Below are 24715 nucleotides of genomic sequence, written 5' to 3' on the forward strand. Positions count from 1 at the left end.
TGGTGAAATAATTATTTCGTACGAATATTGTTTTGCTTTCATTCGAAAGATAAAAGAATGTAGCAAAACTGTTATTTAAAAATCCAGCGCTGGATCACGAATTTCAAAAAGGGAGGATTTTCCGGAAAGTCTGGAGAAGGGCAGGGGAGTGTCAGATTTAGAAAACAAAACAGGCACGCTTGCGCGTGCCTGTTCCAATCGCTCTGTTTAACACAGAAAACGCGAAATTACTTCGCTTTACCCTGGTTTGCCACGGCCGCTGCTTTCGCTGCGATTTCGTCGGCATTACCCAGATAGTAACGTTTGATTGGTTTGTAGTTTTCGTCGAATTCGTAAACTAATGGAACACCGGTAGGGATGTTCAGTTCCAGAATTTCGTCTTCGCTCAGATCGTCGAGATATTTGACCAGTGCGCGCAGGGAGTTACCGTGCGCAGCGATGATCACGCGCTCGCCGCTGGCGATACGTGGTTTGATCACGTCAGTCCAGTAAGGGATGACACGTTCGATGGTCAGCGCCAGGCTTTCAGTCGTTGGCAGTTCAGCCGCAGTCAGTTTTGCATAGCGCGGGTCATGGCCAGGGAAACGCTCATCAGCGCGATCCAGTTCTGGCGGAGTCACCGCGAAGCCACGACGCCATTGTTTAACTTGCTCGTCACCGTATTTCTGAGCGGTTTCTGCTTTATCCAGACCCTGCAACGCGCCGTAATGACGTTCGTTCAGTTTCCAGGATTTCTCAACCGGCAGCCATGGCTGGTTCAGTTCGTCCAAAACGCTCCACAGAGTATGGATGGCACGTTTCAGCACAGAGGTATAAGCGAAGTCGAATTGGAAGCCTTCGTCTTTGAGCAACTGACCAGCAGCTTTTGCTTCAGTGCGACCCTTATCGGACAGTTCAACATCATGCCAACCGGTAAAACGGTTTTCTTTGTTCCACTCACTTTCACCGTGTCTTACCAGCACCAGCTTGGTTACAGCCATAGCTAAACTCCTCAGTTAACTGAATTTTCAATGATAACGGTTATCATTATAGGGGCTTGGCCTCCCGGACAGCAATCTGAAACTTCCTCAGGAAGCCTTTGCGGGACACCGTTTGTATTAAACATAACGAATTTGCTGCGGCGATGTAAAACAAAACGCGCGAACGGTTTCCCGGACAGCGCGTTTTTTGCAAAAGGACAGCAGTTAGCTGGCTTTTTTCAGGCAGGTACTCATGAAGGTTTTACGTGCATCGCCTTTCAATTCTTTTTTCGCTGCGTCAGCGTTACAGGTTTTCATTTTTTCCTGCTGAGGCGTCATGCCTGCCGTCGCCGGTTTGGTTTCAGCCTTGAGGCACTGACTCATGAATTTTTTACGGTCATCGCCTTTAAGGGACTGGGTAGTGGCCTGCTGATTACAGTCGGTCATCTTTTGGCGTTGCTCAGTCTGAGCAGGAGAAGGCACTTTCACAGGGTCAGCCGCCAGAGCGGAGCCAGCCGCGCAAAGCGTTGCCAGCAGGGATAACACAACGGGTAAACGCATATCAAACTCCTTATTAAACGTCCTTTTATGCAGGACACTCTCTAAGAGTAGATGCGGGAAATGCCTTTAGCTGAAAATGTGCTGATACAGATGCGCCGTGAGTCACAAATTTGCAGAAGTCGGAATAAATGAAGACAGGGCCGGGCGACCCTGTCTGATAAACGTTAAAGATGATGGACGTTATAGCGCGAAGAACTGATACGTGGTGGCAGATTTATATGCCTGCCCCGGTTTGATCCAGCAGCTTGGCTGTGGCCAGGTTGCGTGGTTCGGGCTGTCTGGCAGGAATTCACTTTCCAGCGCCACACCGCTATAGCTGGCATATTCGCCGCCGCTGCGATTCGGTGTTCCGCCGAGGAAATTGCCGCTATAAAGCTGGACCGCTGGTGCCGAGGTAAACATGGTCATTTTCACTTTGCCGTCCGCCGACCACAAATGTGCTGCCGGATTTGTAGCGGCATTGCATGAGCGGTTGAGCAGATACGCGTGGTCATAACCTTTCACCCGTTGCTGATCGCGATCCTTGAGGAAATCTTTCGCCAGCGTTTTTGCGGCGTTGAAATCCATGCCGGTATGTTCAACCGGCGTCGGATCGGCGCAAGGAATGCCGTAGCTGTCGACCGGCAGGAAGCGGTCAGCAAACAGTTGCAGCTTATGCTGGCGCGCGTCAGTGCCTTCGCCGTCGAGATTGAAATAGGCGTGATTGGTCAGATTGACCGGGCACAGCTTATCGACAGTCGCTTCATAACGAATTTCCAGACGGTTATCGTCAGTCAGCTGATAATGCACTTTGGCGGTCATATTGCCAGGATAACCCTGGTCGCCATCGGCAGAAAACAGCTCGAACGTCAGTTTCTGCGCGGTTTGCCCGACGATCTTCCAGCGACGCGCATGGAACCCTTCCGGCCCGCCGTGCAGCTGATGAACGCCCTGATTGGCGACCACAAGATGCGGTTTGCCGTCAATTTCAAACTGCGAGCGGGCGATGCGGTTGGCATAACGCCCCACGGTGGCACCCAGATACGCGCTCTGATTCATGTACTCCGGCGGCGACTCGCAGCCGAGCAACAGCTCACGAGAGGTGCCGTCGGCCAGCGGCAGTGTGAAGGATAACCAGGTCGCGCCCCAGTCCATAAACGTGGCGGTGGCACCCGCCGCATTCTGTAGCGTCACCTGTTCAAACGGCTGGCCGTCGGGCGCCAGCTGTGTGTTTTCAGGTTTTAACATATGCCTGCTCCCTGTGATGCGGTGCAAACATAGAAGGTTTCTTTCAGGCCACTGTGGGCGTGATATTGCTGTTCAACGGCATGACGGACTTTTTCCACCATGTCTTCCGGAACCAGCGCGACGATACAGCCGCCGAAACCGCCACCGGTCATACGCACGCCGCCTTTATCGCCAATCACTTCTTTGACGATTTCTACCAGCTTGTCGATCTGTGGAACAGTGATTTCAAAATCATCGCGCATGGAAGCGTGAGATTCCGCCATCAGTTCGCCCATACGTTTCAGGTCGCCACTGGCCAGTGCATCTGCTGCCGCCAGTGTGCGGTCGTTCTCAGTGATCACGTGACGCGCACGGCGGGCGACCACCGGATCCAGTTCATCCTGAATGGAGAAGAACAGGGCAGGATCCACGTCACGCAGCGCTTTTACGCCGAAGAAGCGGGCGGCGACTTCGCATTGTTCGCGACGGGCATTATATTCGCTGTCGACCAGACCGCGTTTCACGTTGGAGTTGATGATCACCACCGCCGCGTTTGTCGGCATAGACACCGCACGGGTTTCCAGTGAACGGCAGTCGATCAGCAGGGAATGATTTTCCTTGCCGAGTGCGGAAATCAGCTGATCCATAATGCCGCAGTTACAGCCGACAAACTGGTTCTCCGCTTCCTGACCGTTCAGTGCCAGGGCGACGCCATCCAGCGGCAAATCGTATAACGATTTCAGCGCCTGACCGACGGCCACTTCCAGCGATGCCGATGAACTCAGGCCCGCGCCCTGCGGCACGTTGCCGCTGATCACCATGTCAGCGCCGGAGAAATCTTTGTTACGCAGCATCAGATGTTTCACCACGCCACGCACATAGTTGGCCCACGGGTGCGCGTCGGTATGCAGAATCGGTTCGTCGAGAGAAAAGCTGTCTTCGTCATTGTCGTAATCGGCGGCGATCACGCGGATGGTGCGGTCGTTGCGCTGCGCACAGGCGATCACCGTTTCGTAGTCGATCGCGCACGGCAATACGAAGCCGTCGTTATAGTCGGTATGTTCGCCAATCAGATTTACGCGGCCCGGTGCCTTGATAGTGATGGTCGCAGGGTAGCCAAATTTATCGGCAAAGATTTCCAGGGTCTTGGTTTTCAGTTTCATTGTTTTTCTCCGGCCTCACGATAATGAACATCACTCACCGCCCGCAGACGTTCTGCGGCTTGTTCCGCTGTCAGGTCGCGTTGGGTTTCAGCCAGCATTTCGTAGCCGACCATGAATTTGCGCACTGTCGCTGAACGTAGCAACGGTGGATAGAAATGCGCATGCAACTGCCAGTGTTCGTTGTCGCCTTCGGTAAACGGCGCGCCGTGCCAGCCCATTGAATACGGGAAAGAGCACTGGAACAGATTGTCGTAGCGGCTGGTCAGCTTTTTCAGCGCCAGCGCCAGATCACTGCGCTGCTCATCAGAAAGCTCAGTGATGCGCTTCACGTGCACTTTCGGCAGTAAGATCGTCTCGAACGGCCACGCCGCCCAGTAAGGCACTACCGCCAGCCAGTGTTCGGTTTCGACCACCGTACGGCTGCCGTCTGCCAGCTCGCGCTGTACGTAATCCACCAGCATCGGCGAGCCCTGTTTTTCCAGATAGGCGCGTTGCAGGCGGTCTTCACGCTCGGCTTCGTTAGGCAGGAAACTGTTGGCCCAAATCTGGCCATGCGGATGCGGATTTGAGCAACCCATCGCGGCGCCTTTATTCTCAAAAACCTGCACCCACGGATAAGTTTTTGCCAAATCTGCGCTCTGTTCCTGCCAGGTTCTGACGATTTCCGTCAGTGCTTCAACTGACAACTGAGGCAAAGTTTTGCTGTGATCCGGCGAGAAGCAAATCACACGGCTGGTGCCGCGTGCGCTCTGAACGCGCATCAGCGGATCGTCGCTTTCCGGTGCAAACGGCGTGTCCGGCATCAGCGCGGCATAATCATTGGTGAACACGTAGGTGCCGGTGTATTTCGGATTCACATCACCGGTCACACGGGTATTTCCCGGACACAGGAAACAGTCCGGATCGTGTGCTGGCAGCACTTCCTGCGAAACCGCTTCCTGCTGGCCCTGCCACGGGCGCTTGGCACGGTGCGGACTGACTAAAACCCACTGATCGGTCAGCGGATTGTAGCGGCGATGCGGATGGTCAATCGGGTTAAACGTTGTCATAACTTTCCTTAGTGCTCCTTAATCCGGGTAGCCCTGCGGGTTTTTCGACTGCCACAGCCAGGTGTCATTGGCCATGTCTTCCAGCGTGCGGGTGACTTTCCAGTGCAGCTCTTTCTCGGCTTTCGTCGGATCCGCCCAGTAGGCAGGTAAATCGCCATCGCGACGTGGTGCAAACTTGTAATTCACCGGCTTGCCGCAGGCTTTGCTGAAGGCGTTAACCACGTCCAGCACGCTGTGACCAAAGCCCGCGCCCAGGTTGTAAATATGCACGCCCGCTTTATTGTGCAGGGTTTTCATCGCCGCGATGTGGCCGTCAGCCAGATCCACCACGTGAATATAGTCACGCACGCCGGTACCGTCCGGGGTCGGATAGTCGTTGCCGAAAATGGCCACCGATTCGCGACGACCTACCGCGACCTGCGCGATAAATGGCATCAGGTTATTCGGTACGCCTTGCGGATCTTCGCCCATCAGGCCAGACGGATGCGCGCCGACCGGATTGAAATAACGCAGCAGCGTCATGCTCCATTCCGGTTCCGCACGTTGCACGTCTTCCAGAATTTGCTCAACCATCAGTTTGCTGCGGCCATACGGGCTGGAAGGATTGCCGGTCGGGAAGTCTTCGACATAAGGCGTTTTTGGCTGGTCGCCGTACACGGTTGCCGAAGAGCTGAAAATCATGTTTTTGACGCCCGCGGAGCGCATTGCTTCAAGCAATACCAGCGTGCCGGTGACGTTGTTGTCGTAATACGCCAGCGGTTTTGCCACAGATTCACCCACGGCTTTCCAGCCCGCGAAATGAATGACGGAATGAATATGATGTTCACTGAAAATTTTATCGAGGAGTGCACGGTCGCGGATGTCTCCTTCATAGAACAGCGGCGTTTTGCCGGTCAGCGTATTAATGCGTTCAAGCACGCTGACTTTACTGTTGTGAAGGTTATCCAGAATGATTGGCGTATAACCTGCGTCAATCAGTTGCACGCAAGTATGACTGCCAATGTAACCGCTACCACCTGTGACTAAGACGTACATAAGAGCTCCCCGATGATTATCTTGCTGCAACGATATCACGCTGCAAGGCTGAAAAAGGTGATCCATCCCCAATAAAATGGAATCGCTTACACAAACAGTTTAGCACCTTTCAGGATGAGCAAACAGGTACAGTGCGCCGTACAGAAAGCCCGCAACATCCGGCATTAAGTCAGAATTGATGGTAAGTGTAATCGCTTACACTGATTTAGTTGCATTATCTTAATCAGCGTTTTATGTGATTTTTCGGACTACATCCTGGGAATGGTGCTCATTTTATCCAGCAGCCAGCGCCGCAGAATGACGATATCTGCCCGTTCCGCTTTCTCTTTCGTCGTCACCAGATAGTAATTAGCACCGGGAAGATGGTGCAGGAACGGGGTAGAAAGGATGCCTTTTTCGATGAAATCATGGGCCAGCAAACTGCTGACAATGGCTACGCCCTGACCCGCAATCGCCGCCTGAATCGCATGCGTTTCATCGGTGAAACGCAGCCCGCTGTCGATTTTTAATGTCGCCGGACCGAAATGCTGACGCCAGTTTTCCCAGTCGGGGGAAGGTTGCGGAATGTGGCGATTTTCCACATGAAATAAAGTCGCGTCAGCTAAATCTTCCGCCGTGGTCAGACGAAGGGAAGGGCTGGCGACCAGCACAAATGTGTCCTGATACAACAGCGTTGAATTCAGCGTTTCATCTGCCGACTCGCTGTAACGGATAGCGACGTCCACCGTATTGCGGGACAAATCCACCAGTTCGATACCGGTGTGTAGACGTAAATCCATGTCCGGTGCCGCACTTTTCAAATCCGCCAGCCTTGGCACCAGCCAGTGAGTCAGAAAATTGGACGTGGTGGTGAGTGTCAGCGCCGCGGGTCTTGCTGCGTGATGAATATCTTCTACCGCCGCCTGTAATCCGGCAAAAGCCTGCCGCGTTGCCTGACGCAAAATCTCCCCGGCGGCCGTCAGCCGGACTTCCCTCGCACTGCGCTCAAAAACAGCGGTGCCCAGCGCCTCTTCCAGCACGCGGATCTGATGGCTGATGGCGGTGGCGGTCACGCCGATTTCTTCTGCCGCGCGCTTGAAGCTGTTCTGCTGTGCCACGACATCAAATGCCCTGAGCGAGCCAAGTGGCGGCAACCGGACTTTTTTCATGATGAGTTATTTTCATCCTTTGCTGAAATCTATGACTTTGAACAGCCTAAAATAGGCGGTGTAAGCTCCTTTATCAAGATGCTGAGGATGAGATTGAATCATCTTTCATGGCAGATGTTTTTTGCAAGATTCTGATAGAGGAAAGATTAATGATGATCCGTTTCCGTTCGCCCTTGTGGTCCCTGATCCCGGGTGTGGTGTTTATTGTGAGTCTGGTTCTGACGCTGTTAAGTGTCGCTTTTTACGGGCTGGATACACCGCTGAGTCACACGTTGGCGGGGGCCGCTGCGCTCTTTTTTTTATTGTTTATCATCAGTGAAAATTATCATCCGGATCCGCTGCTGCCGCGTCCGTTACGTTCATCGCTGCCGTTACAGATAAGCCTCTGGACGTGCATTTTCTCTCCGGCGGTAACCTATACTGCGGGTTTATTGCTGGCAGTGGCGATGTATCAGCTTTATGCAGTGAGCGTACCGGGCATTATTCTCAGCTTTCTCCCCTGGCTGCTGATGCGGCTGGCGGGCACGGCGCTCGGTGAAAAACTCGGGCAGGGCATCTCACCCTCCACGGTTTTACTTTGGGGTTTTATGCTGGCGGCGGGCGGTCTGGGACTGATATCCATGATGCCGGCAGCAACGCCGTTCTGGCTGGCGCTGCTGCCGGGCATGCTGCTGACAGGTTTCGGGGCAGGGCTGACAGGTCACGCAGCACGTGCTGGCAGAGAGGGGCTTACCGGTGATGAATATCATTATTCTTTACGGCTGGGCGTGCTGGCGCAGGTCAGCAGCACTGCGGTGATCCTGGCGCTGCTGACGTTGCTGCTGAGGAATAATCCCGGTCATCAGGGTGTTATAACCGGGTTTTCATTGCTGGGGGCACTGGCGCTGGCCGGCATTGTGACGGCGCTGATGGCCCCCGGGAAAGGGAAGAAAGTTACAATGCGTCAATCTGATAGCGGTAAATATCGCCGTCAGGAATAAAGCTCAGGCGATGCGTAATGCATTGCGGGGCGTCTTCGGCGTGATGCGAAACAAACAGCAGCTGTGTTTCCCCTTCGCCAATCAGAATATCGACAAAACGGCGCACCAGCTGACGGTTGATCGGATCCAGCCCCTGCAACGGTTCATCGAGAATTAACAGGGCAGGATGTTTAACCAGCGCGCGGGCGATCAGCGCCAGCCGCTGCTGTCCCCAGGATAAACTGTGGAATGGCGTCTCACCGGCATTGCCACCCAGACCGAGCAGTTCCAGCCATTGCGACGTCAGGAGCCGCTGGCGGTCAGAGACTGCCTGATAAATCCCGATAGAGTCGAAGAAGCCGGAAGTAATGACATTGCGCACGCTGGTGCTGACACGGTAATCCAGATGCAGGCTGCTGCTGACGTAACCGATGTGGCGTTTGATATCCCAGATGGTTTCACCGCTGCCACGACGACGGCCAAACAGCGTCAGATCGTTGCTGTAGCCTTGCGCGTGGTCGCCGGTAATCAGACTCAGCAGCGTGGATTTTCCGGCGCCGTTCTGGCCGGTGATCTGCCAGTGCTGACCGTGATCGACCTGCCAGCTGAGGTTATGCAAAATCGGTTTGTCGTTGTACTGCACCACGCCGTCACGCAGCACGATCAGCGGACTGTCAGCAGGCGGACTGATGCGTGCGGTTGGATCTTCAGCTTCCGGCACGGCCATGCCATTCAGGCTTTCGCTGTGGGCCAGCTGTGCGACCAGCGCGTCGGCCATCACCTGTTCACGCGGGCCCACTGAGGCCAGCGTACAGTCAGCTAGCACGCCGACATTTTTAACAAACGAAGGAATATCGTCAAAGCGATTAAGTACCAGCACCATTGTCTGGCCTTCGGCGGAAAGTTTCTCAAGCAGTTCTGCCAGCTGGGCGCGGGCATTAACGTCAAGGCCGTCAAAGGGCTCATCCAGCACCAGCAAATCGGGTTGTTGCATCAGCACCTGACACAGCAACGTTTTGCGGGTTTCACCGGTCGATAAATATTTAAAGCGGCGGTCGAGCAATTTCTCAATACCAAACTGCGCGGCAAGCGCGGTGCAACGGGCCGGATCGCGTACGTCGTCCTGAATGATTTCAGCGGTTGTGCGACCGGTATCGTCTTCACCTTCACTGAGTAAATCGGTGTTGTTACGCTGCCACTCATCTGCGACCAGTTTCTGTAACTGTTCAAAAGACAGGCGAACGATATGCGCAAAACTGTTTTCACGGGTGCCTTTCAGCAGGGTTAAGTCGCCCGCCAGCGCACGGGCGAGGGCGGATTTACCGCTGCCGTTCGAACCGACAAATGCCCAGCTGTCGGCCTGGCGGAGAGTCAGATCGGAAAGTGTGAGGGTTCGGGTGTCACTGAGGCGGAAAACGCCTTGCGAAATATGCAACGACGACATTTTTTATCTCTCATTTTGAAATGATTATAAAATAAGGGATAAGCGCTGCACCTTCGCAAGTCAATTGACAATTCTGCAAAATGAAAACGCTGATTTTGCAAGATACTGATTAAATACCCGTTTTTAGCAAAGGGTGGCGATGATGACTTTGTCATCGTCAAACTGAGCAAATACCGTCTGACCGGTTTTCAGCGCCAGTTTATCCATCTCAGTATTTGGCACCGTGGCGCACAATGTCTCGCTGCTGAGTAATTTTACCAGCACTTCGCTGTTTTTCTCGCCGTGCTGAATACTGATAACTTCGCCCCGCAGCGCGTTGTGGCTGTTTTCAGCGTTAAATCCGAGGGTTATCCACGGCGCTTTAATCAGCACCAGCACTTCTTTACCCGGTGTCAGCGCCAGACGGTCGGCACTTTGCTCGGTAATGGCGGCGCGAATTTGCGTTTTTCCGTCCGCCAGCAGGATATCAATATGCTGCTGGACGGTCTGATGGGTGCGCTCCACGACGGTGCCGAAGAACTGATTACGTGCGCTGGTTTGCAGTGAAAAACGGGAAATTGCGGCCAGCAGGCTGTCCAGCGGCAGGGAATCTTCTTTAAGCACGTCAAAGGCTTTTTGCTGGATTTGCGCCAGCAGCTCATAAAGTTGGATCAGGCGCTCGCCGTAAGGCGTCAGTACGGCGCCCCCGCCACCTTTGCCGCCGGTACTGCGGTCAACCAGCGACTCATCCGCAAGCTGATTCATCTCGTTGATGGCATCCCAGGCGCTTTTATAACTGATCCCCGCGAGCTTCGCGCCCTGGCTGATTGAACCGGTGTGACGCACTTGTCGCAATAATTCGATACGACGTGGATCGGCGAACAAGCGTTGCTGGAGCTTGAGAGTTAAGAGAATTTCGGCTTGCATTGCAGCTTCCTTAATTGAATCATGCTTTATTGTCGCCGCTAAACCCGCAGGCAGGCAAGTTGGCTAAATGCTAAAGTATTTACAGTCCCGTGCTGTTATTATCTGCCACAGTTTGATTTACGTTTTTGACTTCATGCAAGAAGTCCTACACCGTCTGCGGGCGGTTCAGCCAGCTAAGTGAGGCTATCATGTTAGAACTATTAGAAAGTTTGCTTTTCGCTGCCGTCATGGTGCCAGTCTTCATCGCTGTGATCCTGGGGCTGATCTGGGGACTGGGCGAAGTATTCAACCTCATCTCCCACGTGGGTCACTCTAAAGAGTCCCGCGAGAAACCTCATTACTGAAACATGAGTGTTTTCTGAGAACGCATTTTCCAGAAGCCCGGCCATTGTGCCGGGCTTTCTATTTTTGGGAACAGACTCATTTTGGAAACAGGCTCATTTTGGAAACAGACTCGATTTTCCGCCTGAGATCAAAAAACTACCGCTTCTTCAGCAGAGTGCGGAAAAACCGGATGACATCGTGTTTTTTCTCGTTATATTCATCTCTACATAACGTATCCATATCTATAACAGCAGAGGAAATCCGATGAAACACACCTGGGGCAAATTACTGACCGCGACCGTGCTGGTGGCAGGCGTTAGCATGCACGCGCAGGCCGCCGAAAAAATCACTGTATTCGCCGCGGCGTCCCTGACCAATGCATTACAAGATATCGCCACCCAATATCAGAAAGAAAAAGGTGTGCAGGTTGTCTCTTCTTTCGCGTCGTCTTCTACGCTGGCTCGCCAGATTGAGCAGGGCGCGCCTGCGGATATGTTCATTTCTGCCGATCAGCAGTGGATGGATTACGCGATCGGCAAACAACAAATGGTCGATAACACCCGTTACACCTTGCTGGGCAATGAACTGGTGCTGATATCTGCGGCCAACAGCAAAATTGATAAAGTCGACATCTCTGATAAAACCGATTGGACCAAACTGATTGGCGACAGCCGTCTGGCGGTCGGGGATCCGGACCACGTTCCGGCCGGTATTTATGCCAAAGAAGCGCTGCAAAAACTGGGTGCCTGGACCACGCTGGAGCCTAAACTGGCGCGTGCCAGCGACGTTCGTGCCGCAATGGCGCTGGTTGAGCGTGAAGAAGCGCCGGTCGGAATTGTTTACGGTTCTGACGCCGTCGCCAGCAAAAAAGTGAAAGTCGTGGGCATCTTCCCGGCATCCAGCCATAAACCGGTTGAATACCCGATGGCGATTGTAAAAGACCATGACAACGTCACCGTGAAAGGTTTCTATGATTATCTGAAAACGCCTGCTGCGGCTGAAATCTTCAAAAAATACGGTTTCACCCCGCGCGGTTAACGTCATCTGTTCGTCAGATGAAACACTTAAGCCATCGCCTCTGGGGATGGCTTTTTTGTCTCAACGCCACTGCATCAAGGTTTATACTTTGCGGACACAGGCTTCCGCGATTAAAGGCTTTTAAATTTTTGCCGATATTTTATCTTTAGCGGCACATTTACTTCAGGATTAACAAACCGACATGATGTTGAGTGAATATGAGTGGCAGGCGGTACTTCTCAGTCTGAAAGTATCGAGTCTGGCCGTAGTTTGCAGTCTGCCGCTTGGAATTCTGATGGCGTGGATCCTGGTCCGCTGCCGCTTTCCCGGCAAATCCCTGCTCGACAGCATTATTCATCTGCCGCTGGTATTACCCCCGGTGGTCATCGGCTATTTGTTGCTGGTGGTAATGGGACGGCGCGGTTTTATCGGCCAGCGTTTATATGAATGGTTTGGCTTCAGCTTCAGCTTCAGCTGGCACGGCGCTGTGCTGGCATCTGCCGTGGTGGCATTCCCGCTGATGGTTCGCGCAATACGTCAGTCACTCGAAGCCGTTGATCCTAAACTGGAACTCGCCGCCCGCACACTCGGGGCTTCACCGTGGCGGGTCTTTTTCACCATTACATTGCCGCTTTCTGTGCCCGGCGTCATCGTCGGCGTGGTGCTGGCCTTCGCCCGTTCACTGGGTGAATTTGGCGCAACCATTACCTTCGTGTCGAACATTCCCGGCGAGACCCGCACCATTCCGCTGGCGATGTATACCCTCATTGAAACGCCGGGCGCAGAAAGTGCCGCCGCGCGCCTTTGCGTGCTGGCCATTCTGTTGTCTCTGGCAGCGTTACTGATTTCTGACTGGCTGGCAAAACGCAGCCGTATCCGGCTGGGAGGCTGAAATGCTCGAACTCGATTTCAGTCAAAAGCTGGGCGATTTGGATTTACAGGTTACGCAAACTTTACCGGCGCAGGGTATCACGGCCATTTTTGGCCTGTCGGGCGCAGGAAAAACGTCGCTGATCAACGCCATCGGCGGACTGACCAAACCTGATAATGGCCGCATCACCTTAAACGGTCGTATCTTGTCAGATGCGCAAAACAACATTTTCCTGCCGCCGGAAAAACGCCGCGTGGGCTATGTTTTCCAGGATGCGCGGCTGTTTCCCCATTATCGCGTGAAAGGCAATCTGCAATACGGCATGGCCGCGTCGATGCGCGGTCAGTTTGACAGCATCGTTCATTTGCTGGGTATTGAATCCCTGCTGGATCGTTTTCCGCTCACCTTATCCGGGGGCGAAAAGCAGCGTGTGGCGATTGGCCGTGCCTTACTGACTGCGCCGGAAATTCTGCTGATGGACGAACCGCTGGCGGCACTGGATATCCCGCGTAAACGGGAACTGATGCCGTATCTGGAGCGTCTGGCGCAGGAAGTCAGTATTCCGATTTTATACGTAACGCACAGCCTGGATGAGATTTTGCGGCTGGCTGAAAAGGTGCTGGTTCTGGATGCTGGCAACGTGCTGGCGATGGGCGCGCTGGAAGACGTCTGGGCGAGCAATGTCATGCGTCCCTGGCTGCCAAAAGCAGAGCAGAGCAGCGTGCTGAATGTCAGTGTGCTGGAACATCATCCGCGTTATGAAATGACGGCGCTGGCGGTGGGGGATCAGCGGTTGTGGATAAGCAAAGTAGAGGAAGAACCCGGCACACCACTGCGTATTCGTGTGAACTCCACGGACGTTTCACTGGTGTTGCAACCGACGGCCAACAACAGCAGTATCCGTAATATTCTGCCCGCCAAGGTGCTGGAATGTCTGGATATCGGCAATCAGGTGGAAGTGAAACTGGCGATGGCCGACCACATTATCTGGGCCCGCATTACGCCATGGGCGCGAGACGAACTGATGATCCGCGCCGGACAGTGGCTGTATGCGCAGATCAAAAGCGTGTCGGTGAACAGATGACGCCTTGCAAAAATGATCAGTTGAGTCCACCCTTCATCTCAATTTAGCGATTTTTTGAGGTGTAAGTTGAAAATTAAGCGCCCTCCCAAGAAAATTCCCGTGTCAGAAATCCGCATGGAAAGCTTCGTCATTAACTTTCCATTAGCAAAAGATTTATCAGCAAAGGGAGATTATCTGCATTGGGATCAGCTCCGGCACCGTTTACCATCAGGAACTGATGAGGAATGTGTCTGGTCATTGTTGAGTATGATCAGACGGGCTGATGGTCAGTTTTTATCATTGACGGGTTCTAATGATGCTCAACATGCTTTCATAAAAAATACCCCACTTATTCTCCAAACGTCCTCAATGGTTGACCGTCTGACCACCTCTGGCGGTGAGGCTGAATTGCTTGAACCTTTAGCGGCATATCAACATCTGCTTGATGAATTGCGTGCGGAGGAATCAATTTCCTCCAGTCAATTGGAAGGCGCCGCGACAACTAGCCGTGTTGCATTAGAAATGATCAAAGTGAAACGTGCTCCACGTGACGAGAGCGAAAAAATGATCATGGGTAATTTCCACATGATGGAATACGTAAACTCGCATTGCACTGAAGAAATGAGCATGGAATTTTTGAGAAAATTACATGTTATTGCTGTGGAGGGAATCGATGACGAAAAATATCTCCCGGGAAGATTTCGACAATCGAATGATGTCGTCGTTGTTGATACAGAAAATAACGTTATACATACCCCGCCGGATCATACTGAAATAAATCACAGGCTCATTCTGCTGCTTGCATGGGCGAATACGCCGCATGAGCGCCTTGAAGGCAAAAATTACTTACATCCGCTGGTAAAGGCATGCATTTTGCATTTCATGGTAGGTTACCTTCATCCGTTTTATGACGGTAATGGTCGGACTGCAAGGGCGTTCTTTTACTGGTATATGCTGCGTTGCGGGTACAGTGCATTTCGGCATATATCCGTCAGCAAATTACTAAAAAAAGCGTCCACTGCTTACGCAAAATCTTATTGTTACTCTGAAACGGATGATATGGATCTCACTTATTTCGTTGAGTACCAGTGCAGTATTGTGAGCAGGTCATTAGGTGAATATGTTGAATATATTCATCATATGATCAAAGTAAGACAGGAACTTGACAGTTTTCTCTATGAATCAGGTCTTGCTGCGGGGCTGAACAGTCGTCAGATCAGTCTGCTGAATGTCGCTTTCGCCCGGTCTGGGAATATTTTCACGGTTGCTGAGGTCAGGGAGCGAATGGCTGTTTCAGACAATACGGCACGTAAAGACCTCTCTGCGCTGGAGAAATTAGGCCTGTTGAAATCCCATAAAGATGGAAAAGAAACGGTTTACGTATCCCCTAAAACTCTACCACAGTTAAATAAATGGAATGCTCAAACTGCTCCACGCGGGAGCAGTTGGTAATACTCAGAGTCTTATACACTAATACTTAGCGGTTTTATACGCTTCGTAAAGCGCCAGAACCTGTTCGGCAAACGCATCGTCAATGATATAGAAATAACATTCCGGCACGTTCAGCACGCGGGCGAAATGACACATGGTGTCGAAGTTCGGGCTGTACGTGCCGCTTTCATATTGAGAAACCCGCGAGCGTGCGGTGCTTTCATCAATACCCGCTAAAACACCTAATTTTTCCTGCGTAAGTTTTGCTTTTGCTCGTGCTGACTTCAGTCGGTGAGGGATCATAGCCAATAACCATAAAAACTGTATTGACGTTATGTTAAGCATCCCTTAACATCATTGTTGTTTAGAGTTACTGAACGTTGTAACCGAAAAGTGTAGTGCAGATTTCTGAAGGCTGTATCAATCACGAAAGGAAGAACGATGAAAATGGGAAATGACTGGCATCCCGCAGATATTATTGCCGGATTACGTAAGAAAAGAACCACACTGGCCGCCGTATCACGCAAGGCAGGACTGGGGTCTTCAACGCTGGCAAACGCGCTGGCACGTCCCTGGGCAAAAGGTGAAATGCTGATTGCGCAGGCGCTCGGTGTTCCGCCGTCAAGCATCTGGCCAAGCCGTTACTTCGACGAGAAGAACTGTCGGATCCTCCGTTCTGTCAGACCGGCGAAGGTGAAAGTGGTGAAAGTAGAGAAAGCAGAGCAAGAAGAATAACCCATGTCCGGGTCAGAAGAATAACGCCTTCCCTGTAAGACATGGGAAGGCGTGCAACGCTCATCAGTTCAGCACTTTACTGCGGATAACGTCTGCAATTCCTGGCGTTTCATGGTCACCGATGACCAGCGCCGCGCGCTCTTTGATAGCATCCGCCGCATTGCCCATCGCCACACCCAGACCGACATTTTCCAGCATGCTCAGGTCATTGTAGTTATCACCAAACGCGACCACATCCTGCATGCTCATGCCCTGAGATTCGACCCATTCCTGCAAACGACGGCCTTTGCTGTTGCCGCCTTTGGCGACGTCCACCTGATCGTGCCACGACCATTCGCACGCCAGACCCAGCTCGTTTTCCACCTGCGCGGCAAAAGTATGCAATGCATCGAGATCCTGATGGGAAGTCGCGAATTTCCAGATGGACTGCGCTTCATCAGCCGCCTCGCGCAAGCTGTTAACCTGAATAATGTTCGGGCGCTGATTTTCCGGCAGGGTTTGTCCCCAGGCGATAGAACGGCTCACATGGCCGCTGGGTTGCTGATACAGCATGGCGTCATCGACATACAACAAACCGTGAATACCGTGATACTCCAGCAGGTCGATCACTTTTTTGGCTTTCACACTGTCGAGTGGATCAGACGTTAAGACCTTACGTGCCTGATAATCATACAAATACGTGCCATTACAGCAGATAGCAGGTGTATCGAGCTGCAATGCCTGATAAAACGGATGTATCGCCACATGATGACGTCCGGTGACCACGACCACTTTGACACCCTGTGCGCGGGCATCAGCCAGAGCGGCAAGGGATTCAGGAAGGATACGTTTTTGGCGGTCCAGCAGTGTACCGTCGAGATCGAGCGCGATAATGCGATAAGTCATGAGCAGTCCGTCGTAAGTGAAGGAGGATCGGGGAAATTATCGCCATATTACCTTTTTTAGCCTGCTAATTAAACCGCGCTTCCGGCACTAAAGGTGCCGCCAGAGCGTTGGGGAATCGTGTTAACCTGAGCTACGCTTAATACCCGGCATATTTCAAGTTGCAGATGCGTTGGCTGCGCTCGCTCACCCGAATCACTTACTATAGTAAGCTCATCGGGATTAATGAGCCTCGTCCCTGAGGCTCACCCTGCGGGCCAGCGCAAGCGCTGTTCAAATCGGTTCCTGACCGATTTGTCTCTCGTTTGCCGCCTTCCTGCAACTCGAACTATTTTGGGTATTACAACTATTTGATTCTTAATAAGGAGATGTGATGAAGCAAGTTGTCTACGTTGCCAGCCCTGAGAGCCAGCAAATCCACGCTTTTCGTCTGGCGGACGATGGTGAGCTGAGCCTGCTGCAAACGGTTGAAGTTCCGGGACAGGTTCAGCCGATGGTTATTCATCCTGATGGTCATCGCTTGTACGTCGGCGTTCGCCCTGAATTTGGCGTGCTGACTTACCACATTGATGGTGAAGGCAAACTGGAAGAGGGTGCGATGGCGCCATTACCGGGCAGTCCGACGCATCTGGGCATCGATCTGCAAGGGCGTTTTGTGTTCTCGGCTTCTTACAGCTTCAACAATGTCAGCATTCATCCTTTGAATGAAAAAGGTCACGCGCTGGCACCGGTTCAGGTTCTTGAAAATATTCAGGCGCCGCATTCTGCCAACATCGACCCAACCAACCATCTGCTGATGATCCCTGCGCTTAAAGAAGACCGCATCCGCCAGTTTGATTTCAGCGTGAAAGGTGAGGCGACACCGCATGCTTCCGCTGAGCTGAAAACGGCAGAAGGTGCCGGTCCGCGCCATATGGCATTCCACCCGAATCATCATTTTGCCTACTGTGTGAATGAGCTGAACAGCAGTGTGGATGTGTATCAGAAAGATGTCGCCAGCGGCGAATATCGTCAGGTGCAGACGCTGGGCATTATGCCGGCTGATTTCACCGGGACCTGCTGGGCAGCCGATTTGCACATCACGCCTGACGGTAAATATCTCTACGCTTCCGACCGTACCGCGAGCCTGATTTCCATCATGACCGTCTCCGCGGATGGCAGCGAACTGGAGCTGGTCGGGCATCACGCCACTCAGACACAGCCGCGCGGTTTTAATATCGATCATTCCGGTCAGTACGTGATCACTGCCGGTCAGAAATCTGATGCGATTGAAGTGGCGAAAATTGATCCGAAAAACGGTCAGCTGACGACGCTCAAAACCTACCCGGTGGGCAAAGGCGCGATGTGGGTAAGCGTTCTGGAAATTAATTAATCACGCTGAGTTACTGGTCAGTTTTTCTCATGTTTACTTTTCAGCTGATCAATAATCCCGCCATGATATTATGATCAAGCCTCTGTATTAAGGGGCTTTTTTATTGCCTGATGCTTCTCACCAATAGTTAAGAATAATTTCCAATTTCCACTAAATGTTATTCCGCACTGGTCGATAACTCTCCCGTATTTCACTCATTCTTCGGTGGCATCTGCCGCTTCAGAGTCAGTCCTTTTGGAAATCAGGGAGAAGAAAATGAATGTACTTTCAGGGATCGCTGGCCGGGTTCGCCACGCCACCATCGCTCACAAGCTCGGCGCAGGCTTTGCGCTGGTGCTGCTACTGGGATCCTCAATCGCTTTATCCGGTATTTACCATCTCACCAGCATCAATCAACGCGCCGAAAAATCCACGCTGCTTAAAAGCATGAACGACCTGCTAAACGAGGCCAAATTTTCACGGCTTTCCTACATGGCCAGCAAAGACACGAAATTTGTTGAAGAAAACCATCTGGCGCTGGATAAACTCGACACCGTCCGCGCCGATGTTGCGGCACATTCCTGGGCCAGCGGCGACCAGATGCTGGTGGATGCCATGCCGGATAACATCCGCCGTTATCGGGAAAGCTGGCAGCAGACGCTTAATCCGCCCGCAGGCAGTGATCCGCAGCAGATAAGCGCACAACTTGCCGCCGCGGGACTGGCGCTGACTTCTGCGTCGAACACCTTGCTGAATCATGAAATGACCAACCTTAACCATGAAGTAAGCCGTACCATTTCGGAGATGCTGGCGATTATTGTGGCGACCATTATTGCCGGGGCGCTGATTTCGTGGCGCATGACACGTCAGCTGACACTGCCGCTGCGCCGCACGCTGCAAACCGCCGAGCGTATTGCCGCCGGGGATTTATCAACCCACGCCTCCAGCCATAGCTTTGACGAAGTCGGACAGTTGAGCCGCGCTATCGAAACCATGAACCAGAACCTGCACGGCATTATCGGCGATATCCGCGAAGGCGTGATGCAGGTGACACGCGCCTCAGGCGAAATTGCAGCGGGCAATATTGACCTGTCCGCACGCACCGAAGAACAGGCTGCCGCGCTCGGGCAAACGGCGGCGAGTATGGAGCAACTGACGTCCACGGTGAAACAGAACGCCGACAATGCCACTCAGGCCAGCCAGCTGGCGTCTGATGCCGCAAACACTGCCGCTCGCGGTGGCAAGCTGGTGGGGGATGTCGTCGGTGTGATGAAAGAAATTACCGTCAGCTCGAAACAGATTTCGGAAATCACCACCGTCATCAACAGCATCGCTTTCCAGACCAACATTCTGGCGCTGAATGCGGCCGTCGAAGCGGCGAGGGCAGGCGAGCAGGGGCGCGGATTCGCCGTCGTCGCCAGTGAAGTCCGCAGCCTTGCACAGCGCAGCGGTCAGGCAGCGAAAGAAATTGAAGGCCTGATCGGTAAATCAGTCGCCAACGTGACCAGCGGTTCGCAGCTGGTCGCAAAAGCCGGTGACACGATGGAAGAAATTGTCGGTTCAGTCCGCCACGTCACGCAGATCATTCATGAGATTGCCTCGGCCTCTGACGAGCAAAGCCGGGGCATCAGTCAGATTGCGCTGGCAGTGGCAGAAATGGATACCGTGACGCAGCAAAACTCTGCGCTGGTTCAGCAGTCAGCCAGTGCGGCGGCCTCGCTCGATGAACAGGCGGTGAATCTGGAACGCACCGTGTCGGTATTCCGTCTGGGAAATGAAGCGCTCTGAAGTAGTTGCGAAACCCGATCCGCAGAACGAAAAAAAACCGCCGGAGTTAATCCCGGCGGTTCTTCATCATGTTAAATCACAACCTCAGACGACATTACTTCGCAGGCTGAGTCAGCACATTGTTGTACTGCCACAGGCGGTTGAAGTCGGTATCGTTCAGATTACGCTGTTGTTTCTCATCTTTCGGCACGTTGCCTGTAAACGGCTGGCCGGAGAAGACGGAAGCGCCCCACGGGTTCATCTGGTCATAGCTGTTGTCGAAGCTGCTGTCGCGGATCACCAGCTGGCTGCTCGCGCCGTCAGCATCCCACGCACGACCCATTTTTGCTTTCGCTGCCTGCTCGAAACCACGGTCACCGGTCAGGTTGCTGTCGATCACCAGGAAACCGTATGGTGCGGTTGCCGGCGTATTCGGTGCGAAGATGGACGCCTGTTTCACGCCACGGCTGCTGACAGTGTGGAATTCAACGTGATCGAACACCGCATTGGCGCGACCAAACACGTAATCCACATCACCGACGATCAGGCTGTTATGCACGTAAACGCGGCTGTAACGGCTGTTGTCAGTCTGATTGTGGATATTGGCGGTGTTGGCCATAAAGGTATTCTGGCGGCCAATCAGGCGCACGTTATCCAGAATGATGTTATCTCCGTCGGTGCGCAGTGCCACAGCGGAGTGATCACCGGCATCCACGGTATCAAGCAGGGAATTACCAATGGTCAGATTCTGCAATTGCAGGCTGCTGCTCTGTGACCACACAGTCGCGGTACAACCGGTGCCGATGGTTTCAGTGGTCAGCGTTGCGCAGTTCTGGAACATATAGAATGCGCGATCACCTGGCAGGAACTGACCGGCAGGGCTGACGGTTGAACGGTAAACGGCTGGCGCTGCTGACGCTTCCAGGCCTTGGGCCAGGGTCACATCAGCGGAGCTGTTGCCGGCACCGAACAGGGTGATGGGTGGTGCGCCAGCAGGAATGTAAACCGCGCCGTTATAGGTGCCCGGCAGGATTTTAATGAAGATACGTTCGCCGTGGTTACGCACTGCCAGCGCGGCATTGACTGCCTGCTGAACGTTGGCATAAGCCGCACCGTCGGTGCCTAACTGCGGGCCGACCACGAAGTCGGTTTTCGCGCCGTCAGTGCTTGCCAGTTTAGGGAACCAGCCCTGCTGCTGAACCTGCAAAGAAGGGCCGCCAAAGGCCAGGTAATTTTTCGCTGTAAAGTTGGCCGCTTCGTCCGCAGATAACACGGGCAGTGACGCGGTGCCCGGAGCAACCTGGCTGGATAAGCCTTGATGGCTGCTGCTACATGCCGCCAGGATCAGGCTGGCAGACAACATAGCGCACGCGCGCGACAGGGTGGAAATTTTCACTGTGACTGACTCCTTGATGAAGAAGATTGTTCTTTTTTTTCAATGTTGCGGTCATCGCCGCAATAAAAAAACGGTGGCCAGTAAAACTGACCACCTTTTCTGCGTCTTTTATACCACAGGAATCAGCTGTATATCACTGTCAGTGATGCTTTGCCGAGAGTATGGAAATGCACATTGAAGCCGAGATAAGCGCCGCTGGCATTTTCATCCACTTCAAGCGTTTCTGTATCGATGGCGTATACGGTGAAGTGATAGTGATGGTGTTCGCCCTGCGGAGGTGCTGCGCCGCCATAACCGGCTTTGCCAAAATCGGTGCGGGTCTGTACGGCACCGGCAGGTAAACCGCCTTTACCGGAGCCCGCGCCTTGCGGCAATTCGGTGACGTCAGCCGGAATATTCGCCACGCCCCAGTGCCACCAGCCTGAGCCGGTAGGAGCATCGGGGTCATAAACGGTTATCACAAAACTTTTGGTGCCTTCCGGAGCGCCGGACCAGGCCAGATGCGGCGACAGGTTGTCGCCGTTGTAGCCCATGCCGTTAAAAACCTGCGTTTCCGGCATTTTTTCGCCATCGCGCAAATCATTACTGGTCAGTGTAAATGCCATAAAATCCTCATCTTTTGGTGAACGGTTACCCGCAGATTACTTACTGATTTCAGCCCCGCCCAGCATTTTCAGCAAGGCCTGTGCGACCGCTTTGGAGGAGGCGGGATTCTGGCCGGTAATCAGCTTGCCGTCGGTGATGGCATAAGAACGCCAGTCTGCGGCTTTGCTGTAATCACCGCCATTTTTCTTAAGTTCATCCTCGACAAGGAAGGGCACGATATCGGTCAGGCCGACGCCGTCTTCTTCGCTGTTACTAAAACCGGTCACGCGTTTGTCTTTGACCAGCGGCGTGCCATCAATCAGGACATTGCGCAAAACACCCGGCGCATGACAGACGGCAGAAACCGGTTTGCCGGCCTTCCAGAACGCCTCGATCAGCGCAATAGAATCCGCATCTTCCGCCAGATCCCACAACGGCCCGTGACCGCCGGGATAGAAAACGGCATCAAAGTCATCAGCACTGATGTCACTGAGTTTCACGGTATTTGCCAGCGCCTGTCTGGCGTTGTCATCCTTGTGAAAACGCGCCGTGGTTTCCGTCTGGGCATCCGGCTCAGAGCTTTTGGGATCCAGCGGCGGTTGCCCGCCTTTGGGTGAGGCCAGTGTCAGTTCAGCGCCTGCATCCAGAAACTCATAATACGGCGCGGTAAATTCTTCGAGCCAGAAACCTGTTTTCTTACCGGTTTCGCCGAGCTTATCGTGTGATGTCAATACAATCAGTAATTTCATGTTACCTCCTGTGGACGTCGTCAGCTGAAGTTGTCGTCAGCTGACGTTAAAGAGAGATCAGTCCTGACCGACACGAACGACCAGTTTGCCAAAGTTTTTACCTTCCAGCAGGCCAAAGAACGCCTGCGGCGCGTTCTCTAATCCTTCCACAACATCTTCGCGGAATTTGATTTTTCCTGCTTCAAACCATTCGCTCATCTGTTTTGCAAACTCAGGATAACGATGGCCGTAATCATCAAAAATAATGAAGCCCTGCACACGCATGCGTTTCTTCAGGATAGTTCCGGTCAGCAGCGACAGGCGATCTTGCCCGTCTTTGAGCCCGGTCGCGTTGTACTGCGAAACCAGTCCGCACACCGGAATACGTGCTTTGGTGTTAAGCAGCGGCAGCACTGCGTCGAATACCGCGCCACCGACGTTTTCGAAATACACGTCGATACCGTCCGGACAGGCCGCTTTCAGGCGTTCATCCAGATTCGGCGCGCGGTGATCCAGACATTCATCAAAGCCGAAATGTTCGACCGCATAGCGGCATTTCTCTTCGCCACCGGCAATCCCCACCACGCGACAGCCTTTGATTTTACCAATCTGCCCGACCAGCGAGCCGACCGGACCGGTTGCCGCAGCGACCACCAACGTTTCACCCGGTTTAGGTTCGCCGATATCCAGCAGACCCATAAAGGCCGTGAAGCCGGGCATACCCAAAACACCCAGCGCCAGGGAAGGCTGTTTGAGTGCTGCGCCTTCCAGTTTCTTCACTGCTTTGGCATCAGCCACGGAATAATCCTGCCAGCCGGTGCTGCCGACCACTAAATCACCGGCTTTGAAATCCGGGCTTTTTGATTCCACCACGCGGGAAACTGCGCCGCCGGTCATCACTTCGCCGATTTGTACCGGCGCGGCGTAAGAAGGCGCATCGCTCATCCTTCCGCGCATGTACGGATCGAGCGAAAGCCAGACGGTGCGCAGCAATAACTGGCCGTCTTTGGTTTGCGGTAACGGGGCTTTTTCCAGACGGAAATTATCATCGACAGGTTTACCGTGAGGACGTGAAGCCAGCACGATGCGGCGGTTTTCAGACTGTAACTGGGGCATAGTCATTCCTTTTCGTTTTCTTATAAGAAAGTTAAAAGCTAACGTAATTGGGAATAAGTATAGGACGCTAAACAGTTTTCGAACCAAGCGCTTTATGCCATGTTGGAAAAATTCAGACGGTTTTACCCTGAAATGTGACCATCATCTTTTCCTATGACATCCGCCGGAAAATTCCTTTAAATCTGCAGGTTGCGCAGGTATGGTCGTTAAGATTTTTGACCTGTTGCTCCACTTTATCTGCAAGATTAATAAGCATAAAAAAGGGATCCGAATGCGTAAAACGCCTCTGGCACTGAGTGCCATCTTCCTGCTGCTCAGCCTGAATCAGTCGGCTGTCGCTAAAGACGCCACGCCTGCACCGCTTTATCCGGGTGTGAATGTCGCGCAACTCGCGCAGCAAGCTCCAGTTCACTGGGTGTCTGTCGCTCAGATTGAAAACAGCCTCAGCGGCCGCCCGCCGATGGCGGTGGGGTTTGATATTGATGACACCGTGCTGTTCTCCTCGCCGGGCTTTTACCGCGGTCAGGTCGAGTTTTCACCGGGTAAGCAGGATTACCTGAAGAACCCGCAATTCTGGGAAAAAATGAATAACGGTTGGGATGAATTCAGCATGCCAAAAGAGGTGGCAAAGAGCCTGATTGCCATGCACCTCAAGCGTGGCGACAGCATTTACTTCGTAACGGGACGCAGTGAAACTAAAACTGAGACTGTGACTAAAACCTTGCAGAACGATTTCCAGATCCCGCAGGACAAGGTGAATCCGGTGATTTTTGCCGGTGACAAAGCCGGGCAGAACACCAAAGTCCAGTGGCTGAAAGACAAACAGATTAAAATATTTTACGGCGATTCTGACAACGATATCACTGCCGCTCAGGCCGTGAGCGCGAGGGGCATTCGCGTACTGCGCGCTTCTAACTCAAGCTACAAACCATTGCCGCAGGCCGGTGTGTTTGGCGAAGAAGTGATTGTGAATTCCGAGTATTGAGTGGCTCCCTCCCTGCGAAGTCTCTTGATCAGGA

At 53.0% G+C, this 24715-nt stretch carries 25 protein-coding genes; 10 read left to right on the forward strand and 15 right to left on the reverse strand.

Features of this window, described 5'->3' with window-relative positions:
- Window positions 1-227 precede the first annotated feature (227 nt).
- The 7 genes from gpmA to CKQ54_RS10010 all read right to left on the reverse strand — a co-directional run bounded on the left by gpmA (window position 228) and on the right by CKQ54_RS10010 (window position 7121).
- Window positions 228-980 (reverse strand): 2,3-diphosphoglycerate-dependent phosphoglycerate mutase, encoded by a 753-nt coding sequence (gpmA, locus tag CKQ54_RS09980; RefSeq protein ID WP_112291869.1) that lies wholly within the window; start codon window positions 978-980, stop codon window positions 228-230.
- A 204-nt stretch (window positions 981-1184) separates the two neighbouring features.
- Window positions 1185-1520: a PsiF family protein gene (locus CKQ54_RS09985; protein WP_112291867.1), complete on the reverse strand. Its 336-nt coding sequence runs from the start codon at window positions 1518-1520 to the stop codon at window positions 1185-1187.
- Between the two features lie 180 nt (window positions 1521-1700).
- Window positions 1701-2747: a galactose-1-epimerase gene (galM, locus tag CKQ54_RS09990; RefSeq protein WP_120160407.1), complete on the reverse strand. Its 1047-nt coding sequence runs from the start codon at window positions 2745-2747 to the stop codon at window positions 1701-1703.
- Window positions 2741-3889, reverse strand: a complete 1149-nt coding sequence (gene galK / locus CKQ54_RS09995) for a galactokinase (RefSeq protein ID WP_112291865.1) — start codon at window positions 3887-3889, stop codon at window positions 2741-2743. The genes galM and galK overlap by 7 nt, the downstream gene beginning before the upstream one ends.
- Window positions 3886-4938 (reverse strand): galactose-1-phosphate uridylyltransferase, encoded by a 1053-nt coding sequence (gene galT / locus CKQ54_RS10000; protein WP_113877920.1) that lies wholly within the window; start codon window positions 4936-4938, stop codon window positions 3886-3888. Before galT ends, galK begins: the two co-directional genes overlap by 4 nt.
- Before the next feature lie 18 nt (window positions 4939-4956).
- A complete protein-coding gene (galE, locus tag CKQ54_RS10005; protein ID WP_120160409.1) occupies window positions 4957-5973 on the reverse strand; it encodes a UDP-glucose 4-epimerase GalE in 1017 nt (338 codons plus the stop codon).
- Between the two features lie 248 nt (window positions 5974-6221).
- A complete protein-coding gene (locus tag CKQ54_RS10010) occupies window positions 6222-7121 on the reverse strand; it encodes a LysR substrate-binding domain-containing protein (RefSeq protein WP_120160410.1) in 900 nt (299 codons plus the stop codon).
- Window positions 7122-7270: 149 nt separating this feature from the next.
- Between CKQ54_RS10010 and CKQ54_RS10015 the strand changes: the two genes are divergently transcribed.
- Entirely contained in the window at window positions 7271-8101 is an 831-nt protein-coding gene (locus CKQ54_RS10015) for a hypothetical protein (RefSeq protein WP_244220192.1), read from the forward strand.
- Here CKQ54_RS10015 and modF read toward each other — a convergent pair.
- A complete protein-coding gene (modF, locus tag CKQ54_RS10020) occupies window positions 8055-9524 on the reverse strand; it encodes a molybdate ABC transporter ATP-binding protein ModF (protein ID WP_120160412.1) in 1470 nt (489 codons plus the stop codon). The two genes, CKQ54_RS10015 and modF, sit on opposite strands and share 47 nt — an antisense overlap.
- 123 nt (window positions 9525-9647) lie before the next feature.
- A complete protein-coding gene (gene modE / locus CKQ54_RS10025) occupies window positions 9648-10430 on the reverse strand; it encodes a molybdenum-dependent transcriptional regulator (protein ID WP_120160413.1) in 783 nt (260 codons plus the stop codon).
- A gap of 188 nt (window positions 10431-10618) precedes the next feature.
- On the opposite strand from modE, the gene CKQ54_RS10030 reads away from it, so the two are divergent.
- From CKQ54_RS10030 to CKQ54_RS10055, 5 genes are all read left to right on the forward strand, one after another.
- On the forward strand, window positions 10619-10774 hold the full coding sequence (locus tag CKQ54_RS10030; protein ID WP_120160415.1) for an AcrZ family multidrug efflux pump-associated protein: 156 nt from the start codon (window positions 10619-10621) through the stop codon (window positions 10772-10774).
- A gap of 244 nt (window positions 10775-11018) precedes the next feature.
- The gene (gene modA, locus CKQ54_RS10040) at window positions 11019-11792 is read left to right on the forward strand and encodes a molybdate ABC transporter substrate-binding protein (RefSeq protein ID WP_120160419.1); all 774 of its coding nucleotides are present in this window, start codon (window positions 11019-11021) and stop codon (window positions 11790-11792) included.
- 181 nt (window positions 11793-11973) lie between these two features.
- Window positions 11974-12663, forward strand: coding sequence for a molybdate ABC transporter permease subunit (gene modB / locus CKQ54_RS10045; protein WP_120133709.1), 690 nt, complete (start codon window positions 11974-11976; stop codon window positions 12661-12663).
- A gap of 1 nt (window position 12664) precedes the next feature.
- The gene (gene modC, locus CKQ54_RS10050; protein WP_120160421.1) at window positions 12665-13726 is read left to right on the forward strand and encodes a molybdenum ABC transporter ATP-binding protein ModC; all 1062 of its coding nucleotides are present in this window, start codon (window positions 12665-12667) and stop codon (window positions 13724-13726) included.
- 114 nt (window positions 13727-13840) lie between these two features.
- A complete protein-coding gene (locus CKQ54_RS10055; protein WP_120160423.1) occupies window positions 13841-15157 on the forward strand; it encodes a Fic family protein in 1317 nt (438 codons plus the stop codon).
- An 18-nt stretch (window positions 15158-15175) separates the two neighbouring features.
- Here the strand turns inward: CKQ54_RS10055 and CKQ54_RS10060 are convergent, their stop codons facing one another.
- On the reverse strand, window positions 15176-15439 hold the full coding sequence (locus CKQ54_RS10060) for a helix-turn-helix transcriptional regulator (protein ID WP_120160424.1): 264 nt from the start codon (window positions 15437-15439) through the stop codon (window positions 15176-15178).
- Between the two features lie 144 nt (window positions 15440-15583).
- Between CKQ54_RS10060 and CKQ54_RS10065 the strand changes: the two genes are divergently transcribed.
- A complete protein-coding gene (locus tag CKQ54_RS10065; protein ID WP_120160726.1) occupies window positions 15584-15871 on the forward strand; it encodes a helix-turn-helix domain-containing protein in 288 nt (95 codons plus the stop codon).
- A 63-nt stretch (window positions 15872-15934) separates the two neighbouring features.
- On the opposite strand, the gene CKQ54_RS10070 is transcribed toward CKQ54_RS10065, so the two are convergent.
- Entirely contained in the window at window positions 15935-16756 is an 822-nt protein-coding gene (locus CKQ54_RS10070; RefSeq protein WP_120160426.1) for a pyridoxal phosphatase, read from the reverse strand.
- A 370-nt stretch (window positions 16757-17126) separates the two neighbouring features.
- On the opposite strand from CKQ54_RS10070, the gene pgl reads away from it, so the two are divergent.
- Complete coding sequence (gene pgl / locus CKQ54_RS10075; protein WP_120160428.1) at window positions 17127-18125, forward strand: 6-phosphogluconolactonase; 999 nt, start codon at window positions 17127-17129, stop codon at window positions 18123-18125.
- Between the two features lie 255 nt (window positions 18126-18380).
- Complete coding sequence (locus tag CKQ54_RS10080; RefSeq protein ID WP_120160430.1) at window positions 18381-19892, forward strand: methyl-accepting chemotaxis protein; 1512 nt, start codon at window positions 18381-18383, stop codon at window positions 19890-19892.
- 94 nt (window positions 19893-19986) lie between these two features.
- Here CKQ54_RS10080 and CKQ54_RS10085 read toward each other — a convergent pair whose 3' ends face one another.
- The 4 genes from CKQ54_RS10085 to CKQ54_RS10100 all read right to left on the reverse strand — a co-directional run bounded on the left by CKQ54_RS10085 (window position 19987) and on the right by CKQ54_RS10100 (window position 23696).
- Window positions 19987-21267 carry a putative acyl-CoA thioester hydrolase gene (locus CKQ54_RS10085; RefSeq protein ID WP_120160432.1) on the reverse strand — a complete coding sequence of 427 codons (1281 nt, stop codon included), beginning with the start codon at window positions 21265-21267 and terminating at the stop codon, window positions 19987-19989.
- Between the two features lie 122 nt (window positions 21268-21389).
- The gene (locus tag CKQ54_RS10090; RefSeq protein ID WP_095921239.1) at window positions 21390-21872 is read right to left on the reverse strand and encodes a kinase inhibitor; all 483 of its coding nucleotides are present in this window, start codon (window positions 21870-21872) and stop codon (window positions 21390-21392) included.
- A 36-nt stretch (window positions 21873-21908) separates the two neighbouring features.
- Window positions 21909-22601 carry a type 1 glutamine amidotransferase domain-containing protein gene (locus tag CKQ54_RS10095; protein WP_120160434.1) on the reverse strand — a complete coding sequence of 231 codons (693 nt, stop codon included), beginning with the start codon at window positions 22599-22601 and terminating at the stop codon, window positions 21909-21911.
- Window positions 22602-22658: 57 nt separating this feature from the next.
- Window positions 22659-23696 (reverse strand): NADP-dependent oxidoreductase, encoded by a 1038-nt coding sequence (locus tag CKQ54_RS10100; protein WP_120160436.1) that lies wholly within the window; start codon window positions 23694-23696, stop codon window positions 22659-22661.
- Between the two features lie 271 nt (window positions 23697-23967).
- On the opposite strand from CKQ54_RS10100, the gene aphA reads away from it, so the two are divergent.
- A complete protein-coding gene (aphA, locus tag CKQ54_RS10105) occupies window positions 23968-24681 on the forward strand; it encodes an acid phosphatase AphA (protein ID WP_112291817.1) in 714 nt (237 codons plus the stop codon).
- Window positions 24682-24715: the final 34 nt, after the last annotated feature.

Source organism: Rahnella variigena, from assembly GCF_003610915.1.
Lineage (GTDB): Bacteria > Pseudomonadota > Gammaproteobacteria > Enterobacterales > Enterobacteriaceae > Rahnella > Rahnella variigena.